Below are 10,614 nucleotides of genomic sequence, written 5' to 3' on the forward strand. Positions count from 1 at the left end.
TAGCAGATCTGCGCTCGAAAATAGCCGATGAAGAAGCGCGTCTTGTAGGCGTTGCAGGCGGAGCAGTCGTTGATGCGGAAGAAACACTCAAAAGCGAGCTATTGGAAGTGCTCAGCTCGATGGCGCAGCACCGCAACGAAATTCGTTATGCTTCGCAGCAGCAAGAAGCATTGCAGCGGCGGATGGAGCGAATTAGTGAGGATGAGACAAAATGGCTGGAGCAGCAGGAAAAATTGGACGAGAGACGCTTTTCACTTGCGGCTGCGCTTGAATCTACGCTAGCGCGACTAGAGCAGGCAAGAAACAAAACGCTTTCGGAATCTGAACAAACGAGAAAGATTTCTCAAAGTTTGGAAGAGGTCACTTTAGCCATGCGAAAGTGGGAGCAGAAGCTCGACAGCCATGTTTCTAGGCGCGATACCATGAAAGAAATGCAGGATGCGCTTGATGGCTTTATGCAGGGCGTAAAGGAAGTTCTCAAAGCTTCCAGACGCGGCAATAGTGGAATCAGCGGTGTTCATGGCGCGGTTGCGGAGCTTGTTCGTGTTCCTGAACGCATTGAGACTGCCGTTGAGACTGCACTGGGCGGGGCCTTGCAGCATGTGGTCATGGAGGATGAGAAAACGGCTCGCGCAGCTATCGCATTCTTAAAGCAGCGTCAGCTAGGACGAGCTACCTTTCTGCCGCTCGATGTTATTCGTGGTAGACAAGTTCCTGAGCATGACAAGCGTATAGCCGAATCCATTGAGGGCTTCGTAGGCGTTGCTGCTGATTTGGTAAGCTCGGATGACCGCTATTCAGCGATTGTGAACAGTTTGCTTGGCAATGTTTTGCTTGCAGAAACGCTGGAGCAAGCCAACCGGATTGCATCGAAATGTCAATATCGATACCGCGTCGTCACGCTTGAAGGTGATATAGTCAATGCTGGCGGTTCAATGACGGGGGGCAGCTTGCAGAAGAAAGGCGCTAGCCTGCTTGGTCGTCAACGTCAAATCGACGCGCTTGATCAAGAGATTGCAGATGCTCGCAAGATGGTAGAGCAGCTTCGTAATAAGCTAAGCGATTTGCGCAAAGAGCATTCTATTCGCACGCATAATATTGAAGAGCTGCGTGCAGAAGGCGAGAAAAGCCGTATTGAAGAGCAGCAAATTAGAGCTGAGCTTCAGCAGCTTCATAATGAGGCGAAGCATCTCGACGAGCAGCGTCAGCTGTATTCAGCGGATCGTAACACTCATTTGTCCGAGCAGAAAGATGTTCAGGCAGCAGCCAAAGCTGCTGAGCTCCGGTTAGAGCAGCTGGTTATAGATGAAGCGAGGCTGCAGGAAGCGATTCGTATGGCAGAAGAGCGGCGTAAAGCTAGCGAATTTGCGAAGGAAGAGCTGCAAGGCCAGCTTACCGATATTAAGATTGCTGCAGCGAAGACTGATCAAGAGAAATTATCTTTCGAAGATCAATCGGCGAGAGTGCGTGCGGAAATTGGTCGGGCGAAGCAAGAGCTTGGAAGCTTGCGCTCCTTGTCCGTTCAGCAAGAGGAAGAAATCGCAAGGCATGCCGATGAAACGGTACAGCAGATTGAACAGCTCAATCACCTGCGTTTGAAGAAGCAGGAATGTGCAGAGCAAACGGATTTCAAACGATCAGCACGCGCTAAGCGTATTGCCGAGCTCGATTTGGGCGAAAGTGAAACGAAGGAGCAGCGCGGACAACTTCGGACGGTTGAAGAGCAGATGAGACAGACCGAAATTGCGGCTAACCGTCTAGACGTGGAGCTTGATAATTTGCTTCGGAAGCTCAGTGAGGAATATGAGCTTAGCTATGAGCTCGCTAAGGAGCAGTACCCTATACCTGAGGATGTTCTAGGTACACAAAATGAGGTTAGAGACGTTAAACGTCAAATAACCGCTCTTGGCGAAGTGAACTTAGGTGCAATCGAGGAGTATGAGCGAGTCAGCGAACGTTTTGAGTTTTTGTCAGAGCAGAAGGATGATTTGATCGACGCAAAAACGACGTTGTACCAGGTCATTCGCGAGATGGACGATGAGATGTCCAAACGGTTCAAAGCGACGTTTGAAGCGATTCGCAGTCATTTTGTTATCGTATTCGCGAAGCTGTTCGGTGGTGGCCGTGCTGATCTTGTGCTCGTTGAGCCGGATCGTGTTCTTGATACTGGAATCGACATTGTCGCTCAGCCGCCAGGCAAAAAATTGCAAAATCTACAGCTGCTCTCTGGTGGAGAAAGAGCTTTGACCGCAATCGCTTTGCTATTTGCGATTTTACAAGTGAAACCCGTTCCGTTTTGCGTGCTTGATGAGGTTGAAGCTGCGCTTGATGAGGCAAACGTATCACGCTTTGCTCAATATTTGCGTGAGTTTTCAGAGCTTACGCAGTTTATCGTCGTTACTCATCGTAAAGGCACGATGGAGGAAGCGGATGTGCTATATGGTGTTACGATGGAGGAAGGCGGCGTATCGAAGCTCGTTTCTGTGCGCTTAGAGGATGAAGAGCCGGTATCTGCATAACTTATAGAAAAAACGGCAACGTGAGGATGGGGAGTTGGAACGATGAGTTTTTTTAAGAAGCTGAAGGAAAGCATCGCTACAAAGACAGAAGCGGTGACAAATATTTTCAAAGAAGGCTTATCGAAGACGCGTACAGCTTTTGTGGAAAAGGTAGAAGAGCTAATCACACGCCGCAAAAAAATCGATGAGCAGTTTTATGAAGAACTAGAGGAAATATTGATTGGCGCCGATGTTGGTGTGAATACCGTTATGCAGCTTATTGATGATCTGCGGGTCGAAGTGAAAAAACGGAAGATCGAGGATGCTTCGGATTTGCAGCCTATTCTCTCTGAGAAGCTGATTCAGCTCATGAAGGGTGACGATCATTCCGGCTTGCGGATGGCGCCAAGCGGCATCACTGTTATTTTGTTCGTTGGCGTAAATGGCGTCGGCAAGACGACGACCATTGGCAAGCTTGCTCATAAATTCAAGAGCGAAGGCAAGAGTGTGCTTATGGCAGCCGGCGATACGTTCCGCGCAGGAGCTATTGAGCAGCTGGAAGTATGGGGACAGCGTGTTGGTGTCGATGTCATTAAGCAGCAATCAGGAGCTGACCCTGCAGCAGTGATGTTCGATGCGGTGCAAGCTGCAAAGCAGCGCGGCGTAGACGTTCTGTTATGCGATACGGCTGGCAGGCTGCAAAACAAAACCAATTTGATGGAAGAGCTGAACAAGATTTTCCGCGTGATTCAGCGCGAGCTCCCTGACGCTCCCCATGAGGTTCTTCTTGTGCTTGATGCAACGACTGGCCAAAACGCACTTAGCCAAGCAAAATTGTTTGGCGAGAAAAGCGGCGTAACTGGTCTCGTGCTGACAAAGCTTGATGGCACAGCTAAGGGCGGAATCGTAATTGCTATTCGTAATGAGCTAAGCCTCCCGGTTAAGCTTGTAGGTCTTGGAGAAAAAATGGGAGATTTGCAGCAATTCGATTCAGAGCAATTTATTCATGCTTTGTTTGCTGGATTAATCCAGCGTGAAGATGAGTCTGAAGCTGGAAAAACGGCGGAGTAAGCGGCGATTAACGATGGTTTGGAGCAGTTAAAACAGCTCGTAAAGGTGACAAGGGAAAATACTTGACAGCAGCCTATAGTGTCATGTATTATAAAAGACGTTGCTGGTGTAAAGGTGTTTACCTTGTCGGCAGAACAAGCAAATAACAGGAGGGGCTGAGGGGATGAAAGCAAATGAACCAGATGCCTTGTCCAAGACAACCCGAATAAACTTGTTGTTCGACTTTTACGAGCCGCTCTTGACAGAGAAGCAGCGGACGTTTCTCAAATATTATTTTCACGACGACTTCACACTTGGGGAAATTGCTGGCGAGTTTGGAATTAGCAGACAAGCGGTATATGAGCACATCAAGCGTGCAGAACAAGTGCTGGAAAGTTATGAAGGCAAGCTAGGCTTGCTTGTAAGACATGAATCCTTTCAACAATTAACTGTGCAGCTTGTAAACAGCGTTAACGAGCTTTCCATTGCAGAGCAGGACAAGCAGGCGCTTATGAGTGTCATTGCACAATTTAAATTAGCCGAATAAAATAGGAAGAATGGAGGTGACGGTACATGGCAGCATTTGAGAGCTTATCGAGTCGGCTTCAAAATGTGTTCAGCAAGCTGAGGGGCAAGGGCAAGGTTTCCGAGGATGATGTTAGCGAAGCAATGCGTGAAGTACGTTTGGCGCTTCTAGAGGCAGACGTTAACTTTAAAGTCGTGAAGGACTTTATTGCGAAGGTGAAGGAACGGGCTATTGGCCTCGATGTATCCAAGAGCTTCACGCCCGGCATGGTCGTCATCGATATCGTAAATAAAGAGCTGACCGAGCTGATGGGCGGCACGCAGAGCAAGCTGGTAAAGGCTAATAAGCCTCCGACAGTCATTATGATGGCGGGTTTGCAAGGTGCGGGTAAGACAACAACTTCAGGCAAGCTGGCAAAATTGCTTCAGAAGAGCAACAATAAGCCGCTTCTTATCGCTTGTGATATTTATCGTCCTGCAGCCATTAAGCAGCTTCAAGTGCTTGGTGAACAAATCAATGCGCCGGTCTTCTCCTTGGGTGATCAGACTTCACCTGTAGAGATTGCGCGTGCTGGACTGCAGCATGCCAAAGAGAACGGCAATGATTATGTCATCATTGATACCGCCGGTCGTTTACATATCGACGAAGAGCTGATGGAAGAGCTTAAGCAAATTCATCAGGTTACAAAGCCGGATGAGGTTCTCCTCGTTGTTGATGCAATGACAGGACAAGATGCTGTAAACGTTGCACAGAGCTTTCATGAACAGCTCGCTTTAACAGGCGTTGTACTAACGAAGCTCGATGGCGATACTCGCGGTGGCGCGGCGCTGTCGGTAAAAGCAGTTACAGGCTGTCCGATTAAATTCGCAGCAATGGGTGAGAAGATCGACTCCTTGGAGCCGTTCCATCCAGAGCGAATGGCTTCCCGTATTCTCGGCATGGGCGATATGCTATCGCTTATTGAGAAGGCGCAGTCGAATATTGATGCAGATAAAGCGAAGGAAATGGAACGTAAAATGCGTACAGCAGAGTTTACGTTCGACGATTTCCTTGAACAGATGGAGCAGGTTCGCAATTTGGGGCCGCTTGATCAAATTATGGATATGCTGCCCGGCATGAACAAGATGAAGGGCATGAAGGATATGAAGGTCGATGAGAAACAAATCGGCCGCGTCGAGGCTATTGTCCGCTCCATGACGAAAGAGGAGAAGCAAAAGCCAGAGCTGCTTAATCACAGTCGCCGCAAGCGTGTTGCTGCAGGCAGCGGAACAACGATCGTTGAGGTTAACCGCCTCATTAAGCAGTTTGACGATATGAAAAAAATGATGAAGCAATTCTCATCGATGATGGGACCGAAAGGACCTAAGGGCGGCAAGAAGGGCCTGAAAGGTATGCTCGGCAAAAATATGAAGTTCCCGTTTTAATGGTTGTTTACTCTTTGAAGGAGGTGAATTTTTAATGGCAGTACGTATTCGTTTGAAAAGAATTGGTGCTCACAAAGCTCCTTTCTACCGCGTAGTAGTTTCGGATTCCCGTTCGCCGCGTGATGGTCGTTTTATCGAAGAAATCGGTACTTATAACCCGGTTGCACAACCGGCCCAAGTTAAGATTGATGAAGAGAAAGCGCTAAAATGGTTGCAAACTGGAGCTCAAGCTTCTGATACCGTTCGTGACTTGCTTTCCAAAGCTGGTGTTCTTAAAAAGTTCCATGAGCTTAAGCAACAGAAATAACTGTTGAATAGCGGAGGGCCTTGAGATGAAAGAATTGATTCTTGTCATAGCGAAGGCATTGGTTGATCATCCTGAACAGGTGCAAATCAATGTGAAGGATGATGACCGTGGCACGATATACGAGCTTTCGGTTCACCCCGAGGATATCGGTAAAATCATCGGTAAACAGGGACGCATAGCGAAAGCGATTCGCACGGTAGTGACTTCTGCTTCCGTGAAATCGCAAAAGCGTGTCATCGTCGACATTATGTCATGATGTGCGTATGAAGAGAAGGTTGGGATGAATGTCCTAACCTTCTTTTCAATATGTACACTTATCCATGGATGTCGCTAATCATTACGGCTTCGTTCTTCAACATGGAACGAAGCCGTTTTTGCATGTATAATAAGGCTATACACATATGAAGGGCTGGTTCTAATGAACGAAAAATGGTTTACAGTCGGGAAAGTCGTTAATACGCACGGTATCCGCGGAGAGCTGAAAATTCTTTCGCAAACGGATTTTGCAGAGGATAGATTTGCTTCTGGAAACAAGCTGCTTATGGTCAACGAGGAAAGCGGAGCTTCGCTGGAAGTAAAAGTAATCAGCTCACGCGCGAACAAAAACGTATACATATTGAAGCTGGAAGGCTTCACTGATATTAATGCGGTTGAGAAATATAAAGGCTGGGTACTGAAAATTTCAGCCGACCAGCAGCTTGAGCTTGAAGAAGGCGAATATTATTATCACGAAATTATAGGCTGCCGTGTCGTTACTGAGGAAGGCGAGGAGCTGGGCACGATTTCGGAAATTTTAAGCCCAGGCGCAAATGATGTGTGGGTAGTGGATCGTCCGAAGGGCTCGGGGAAGCAATTGCTTTTGCCTGTTATCGATGATGTCTTAGTCAATGTCGACACAAAAGAGAAAATCGTGACGGTCCATTTGATGGAAGGATTGATTTAACCGATGAAAATAGATGTGCTGACGCTGTTTCCCGAAATGTTCGACGGCGTGTTCAATTCGAGCATTTTAGGAAAAGCGAAGGAGAAGGGGATCGTATCCCCTCAAGCAATCAACTTCCGTGCTTATTCAGGCAATAAGCATAACACGGTTGACGATTATCCATACGGCGGCGGTGGCGGCATGGTCTTGAAGCCAGACCCGGTCTTTGCTGCGGTAGAGGATCTAAAGCTGGATGACAATATAAAGCCGCGTGTTATTCTTCTATGCCCGCAAGGAGCACAGTTTACGCAGAAGAAGGCTGAAGAGCTTGCAAAGGAACAGCATTTGGTTCTTATTTGCGGTCACTATGAAGGTTATGATGAGCGTATACGCGAGCATCTTGTAACAGACGAGCTGTCGATTGGTGATTACGTGCTTACGGGTGGAGAAATACCTGCGATGGTGCTCATCGATAGCGTTGTTAGATTGCTACCAGGAGTGCTTGGCAATGAAACTTCTGCCGTTACAGATTCATATAGCACAGGTTTGCTTGAGCATCCCCATTACACTCGGCCTGCGTCGTTCCGCGGCTGGGATGTCCCAGATGTTCTTATATCTGGTCATCATGCGAATATTGAGGTGTGGCGTCGTGAGCAGTCGCTGCTGCGGACGCTGCAGCGCCGTCCTGACCTTCTAAAGAGCGCCCCGCTTACGGACAAGGAACGCAAATGGGTGGCTTCACAGTTAAAGCAGGAGCCTAATAAGACAGGCAAATAGTATGACCCTAGCTAATAAACAAAGCCGCAACGAATTTCGTTGCGGCTTTGTTTATTTAGAAGTATTCGATAATTATGGCGTGTAAAAATTTTGGGTGTAGTAGACGTTATAGGTTCCGCCTAATGCAACACCTGTACCTAGTCGCTCAAGCTTGCTGTTTAATAGTGCTTCACGATGGCCTTCTGTAGAATTGACCCAGCCATAGTGAGCAAAAATGCTATTTTTGTATCCGGCAGCTATGTTTTCAGCAGCAGAGTGATACTTAACGCCGTTTGCTTTCATTCGGTCAAAAGGAGACGAGCCGTCTGGATTCGTATGGTCAAAAAATTTACGTGCACTCATATCGTTGCTGTGGCCATGCGCTGAGGCAGCAGCGAGCTTGTCCCATTGCAGCAGAGGTATTTTGCGAACAGCGCGTTCAGCGTTAGTAAGATCAAAGAGCTGTTGTTCATATGCGTCTGCCAGCTTGGATGTATTGGCTGATTTTAACGCTGTGGATTTGGAAACGGCTTGATCCATTTGCATGACACCAGCTATTTTGTTTCCATCACGTCGGTCAATGAAGAGAACGGTATGTACTTTTTTTGCAGTGTAAGCATAATAATCGTTATTTGTTTCCACATTGGTTGCTTCGCCAACCAGCTTTTTGGCATTACCAATCGTTTGACCGATCTGGATGCCCGACTTCATCGCCCAGCTATCTTTGCCATTGGAGAAAAGAGCGATTACCCGGTCATTTTGGATGCCGAACATCATGTAGTTGGTATAGCTGCTATTATAAACGTACCAGGAGAAACCATATTCGCTTGGATCAATCCTAGACGGTTTTCCGAGCGTTTGTTGAAGCTTTTGCAGCGAATCGTTTATCGTTATTTCATGAAGGCGATCACCTGTGTTAATAATTTTAGCATCGGACAACGCTTTTGAGTGAAGTTTGAGGTTATAGAAGAAGGTAAGCGCCTCAGCGCGTGTAAGCTTTCCATCTGGTATGAAGCCGCTAACGGTGGCAGAGGTGCGTCCATTCGATATTTTCTCATCAAGCAGCCACTGAATTGCGCTTTGCTCTGTAAATTCCTTTCCATTTGCTGCGGAAGCCAGAAGCAACGCAGCTTGTCCACGTCGGAATTCGACATTTTGAGAAGCGTTATTGATAGGCCAGCCCAAATTATTCGCATAATCGTAATAAGGCTTGGTCCAATTGCTGGCGCTGGAAGAAGATGTTGTGACTAATCCATAGGCTCTCAATAGCATAGCAAGAAACTCAGCTTCATTAACAACCTTGTTTGGCTTGAAGGAATTATCCCCATAACCTTGAGCTAATTTCTGATCAACAGCCCAAGAAATATAGGAGCCAGCCCAGTGTCCATTCGTATCTTTAAAAGCCAAGGATTCAGCAGAGGTTTGCAATGGTGCAGAAATGGTTAATATTAATAGTACAGATGCGATTCCCCCTTTTGTTTTGTTACAAAAAGATTGTTTAATATGGTGCAATTTTGTCACCTCTTCATGTCGGTGTTTGTCATCATTTAGTATACATGATTTATGAATAAAAAAATCGTGTTGTATTATTGGGCTAGCTATGGTAAAATTTCTAATGTTGTTCGTAAAGTCGGACGGTCCGCTATCAGCGATGAACCGATTCAGAGGAATCCGGTGAGCTTATAAGAACGTCTATGGTGGAAGGAGTGAATCAAATGAATCTTTTGCAAACAATCGCGCAAGAAAATCTGCGCCAAGGTCTACCGAACTTTCGTCCAGGTGACACGCTAAAAGTTCATGTAAAAGTTATCGAGGGAACTCGTGAGCGTATCCAATTGTTCGAAGGCGTTGTAATCAAACGTCGCGGCGGTGGAATCAGCGAAACTTTTACAGTGCGTAAAATTTCCTACGGTGTTGGTGTGGAAAGAACTTTCCCGCTTAACTCGCCTAAAATCGAAAAAATCGAAGTGGCTCGCCGTGGTAAAGTACGTCGCGCGAAATTGTACTACCTACGTAGTCTTCGCGGAAAAGCTGCTCGTATTAAAGAAATTCGTTAAGAACAAACGACAAGAGGGGCTTGCGCAAACAAGCTCCTTTTCGTTTTTTCTCAAAGGTCATTTACATATTACAGCATATGGGAAGAAGGCGGACTGAATGGACTCACAGCAGCGAAATGACGGGCTGGACAATGGCAATGATCATGAAATGAAAAATACGCAGGAACATGCGGACATTGAGCAGAATTTACCAAACCGTGCAGCAGCCCATGCATCCGGCTCAGGAAAACAGGGCGGAGCTTATAAAGAAGTCGTAGAATGGATCAAGGCTTTAGTCATTGCGGTCGTTCTCGTATTTCTCATTCGTCAATTTTTGTTTTCACCATTCATCGTCGACGGACCTTCCATGAAGCCTAATTTCGAGACCGGCGAACGGTTAATAGTAAATAAAATTTTGTACACGATACGCGAGCCGAAATTTGGTGAGGTCGTAGTGTTTGATGTTCCAGAGCAAGGCCGAAAATTTATAAAACGAGTGATTGGCGTACCGGGTGATAAAATTCGACTCGAAGGCGATGACCTTTATATTAATGATAAAAAAATAGACGAGCCTTATTTAAAAGAAGCAATTGCGGCAGCACATGCCGAAGGCAAGCTATACAACGAAAAAGGAATAAATTCCGATGTATCTGAAATCACTGTTCCTGAGGACACGATTTTTGCACTTGGCGACAATCGCAGCGATAGTACAGATAGCAGGGTTATCGGATTTGTATCGGATAAAGAGGTTGTTGGACGTGCCGATATTATTTTTTGGCCGCTGAACAAACTAGAGTTTATAAAGCACTGGACTAAATGAGGTGAGTAAATGACCATTCAATGGTTTCCGGGTCATATGACGCGGGCGAAACGGCAAATACAAGACAAGCTCAAACTAATCGATCTTGCCATCGAACTATTGGATGCACGGGTTCCGCTATCTAGCCGTAATCCGATGATTGAGGAAATTTTGAACGGCAAGCCAAGATTGATCGTATTAAACAAATCCGACTTGGCTGATCCAAAAACGACAGAGCAATGGATGGCTTATTTCCGTAATGAAGACCATGAATCGATCGCAATTGATTCCTCAAC

Annotated in this window: 12 protein-coding genes; 11 read left to right on the plus strand and 1 reads right to left on the minus strand. The window is 46.6% G+C overall.

Features of this window, described 5'->3' with window-relative positions:
* From smc to trmD, 8 genes are all read left to right on the plus strand, one after another.
* The coding region (smc, locus tag AB4Z17_RS28440) for a chromosome segregation protein SMC (RefSeq protein WP_441963552.1) at positions 1-2,519 on the plus strand (2,519 nt) is incomplete at its 5' end.
* Between the two features lie 42 nt (positions 2,520-2,561).
* Positions 2,562-3,569 (plus strand): signal recognition particle-docking protein FtsY, encoded by a 1,008-nt coding sequence (gene ftsY, locus AB4Z17_RS28445; protein ID WP_441963554.1) that lies wholly within the window; start codon positions 2,562-2,564, stop codon positions 3,567-3,569.
* A 163-nt stretch (positions 3,570-3,732) separates the two neighbouring features.
* Entirely contained in the window at positions 3,733-4,095 is a 363-nt protein-coding gene (gene ylxM / locus AB4Z17_RS28450; protein ID WP_076268337.1) for a YlxM family DNA-binding protein, read from the plus strand.
* 26 nt (positions 4,096-4,121) lie between these two features.
* A complete protein-coding gene (ffh, locus tag AB4Z17_RS28455) occupies positions 4,122-5,498 on the plus strand; it encodes a signal recognition particle protein (RefSeq protein WP_076268338.1) in 1,377 nt (458 codons plus the stop codon).
* Positions 5,499-5,532: 34 nt separating this feature from the next.
* The gene (rpsP, locus tag AB4Z17_RS28460) at positions 5,533-5,805 is read left to right on the plus strand and encodes a 30S ribosomal protein S16 (RefSeq protein WP_053375694.1); all 273 of its coding nucleotides are present in this window, start codon (positions 5,533-5,535) and stop codon (positions 5,803-5,805) included.
* A 25-nt stretch (positions 5,806-5,830) separates the two neighbouring features.
* Positions 5,831-6,061 (plus strand): KH domain-containing protein, encoded by a 231-nt coding sequence (locus AB4Z17_RS28465; RefSeq protein ID WP_076268339.1) that lies wholly within the window; start codon positions 5,831-5,833, stop codon positions 6,059-6,061.
* Positions 6,062-6,223: 162 nt separating this feature from the next.
* A complete protein-coding gene (gene rimM / locus AB4Z17_RS28470) occupies positions 6,224-6,748 on the plus strand; it encodes a ribosome maturation factor RimM (RefSeq protein ID WP_076268340.1) in 525 nt (174 codons plus the stop codon).
* A gap of 3 nt (positions 6,749-6,751) precedes the next feature.
* Positions 6,752-7,504 (plus strand): tRNA (guanosine(37)-N1)-methyltransferase TrmD, encoded by a 753-nt coding sequence (gene trmD, locus AB4Z17_RS28475; RefSeq protein ID WP_339208901.1) that lies wholly within the window; start codon positions 6,752-6,754, stop codon positions 7,502-7,504.
* Positions 7,505-7,576: 72 nt separating this feature from the next.
* Here trmD and AB4Z17_RS28480 read toward each other — a convergent pair whose 3' ends face one another.
* Positions 7,577-8,995, minus strand: a complete 1,419-nt coding sequence (locus tag AB4Z17_RS28480; protein WP_441963556.1) for a CAP-associated domain-containing protein — start codon at positions 8,993-8,995, stop codon at positions 7,577-7,579.
* Positions 8,996-9,198: 203 nt separating this feature from the next.
* Between AB4Z17_RS28480 and rplS the strand changes: the two genes are divergently transcribed.
* The 3 genes from rplS to AB4Z17_RS28495 form a co-directional block, all read left to right on the plus strand.
* Positions 9,199-9,540 (plus strand): 50S ribosomal protein L19, encoded by a 342-nt coding sequence (gene rplS, locus AB4Z17_RS28485; RefSeq protein ID WP_053375699.1) that lies wholly within the window; start codon positions 9,199-9,201, stop codon positions 9,538-9,540.
* A gap of 97 nt (positions 9,541-9,637) precedes the next feature.
* A complete protein-coding gene (gene lepB, locus AB4Z17_RS28490; protein ID WP_339208903.1) occupies positions 9,638-10,339 on the plus strand; it encodes a signal peptidase I in 702 nt (233 codons plus the stop codon).
* Between the two features lie 9 nt (positions 10,340-10,348).
* On the plus strand, positions 10,349-10,614 hold a 266-nt coding region (locus AB4Z17_RS28495; protein ID WP_441963558.1), incomplete at its 3' end, for a YlqF/YawG family GTPase.

Origin of the sequence: Paenibacillus sp. TAF43_2 (assembly GCF_052113545.1) — a bacterium.
In the GTDB taxonomy this organism is placed as follows: Bacteria; Bacillota; Bacilli; order Paenibacillales; family Paenibacillaceae; genus Pristimantibacillus.

Coding starts and splice junctions, on each gene's coding strand:
- ftsY (WP_441963554.1), top strand. CDS start 2,562: ATGAGTTTTTTTAAGAAGCTGAAGGAAAGCATCGCTACAAAGACAGAA.
- ylxM (WP_076268337.1), top strand. CDS start 3,733: ATGAAAGCAAATGAACCAGATGCCTTGTCCAAGACAACCCGAATAAAC.
- ffh (WP_076268338.1), top strand. CDS start 4,122: ATGGCAGCATTTGAGAGCTTATCGAGTCGGCTTCAAAATGTGTTCAGC.
- rpsP (WP_053375694.1), top strand. CDS start 5,533: ATGGCAGTACGTATTCGTTTGAAAAGAATTGGTGCTCACAAAGCTCCT.
- AB4Z17_RS28465 (WP_076268339.1), top strand. CDS start 5,831: ATGAAAGAATTGATTCTTGTCATAGCGAAGGCATTGGTTGATCATCCT.
- rimM (WP_076268340.1), top strand. CDS start 6,224: ATGAACGAAAAATGGTTTACAGTCGGGAAAGTCGTTAATACGCACGGT.
- trmD (WP_339208901.1), top strand. CDS start 6,752: ATGAAAATAGATGTGCTGACGCTGTTTCCCGAAATGTTCGACGGCGTG.
- rplS (WP_053375699.1), top strand. CDS start 9,199: ATGAATCTTTTGCAAACAATCGCGCAAGAAAATCTGCGCCAAGGTCTA.
- lepB (WP_339208903.1), top strand. CDS start 9,638: ATGGACTCACAGCAGCGAAATGACGGGCTGGACAATGGCAATGATCAT.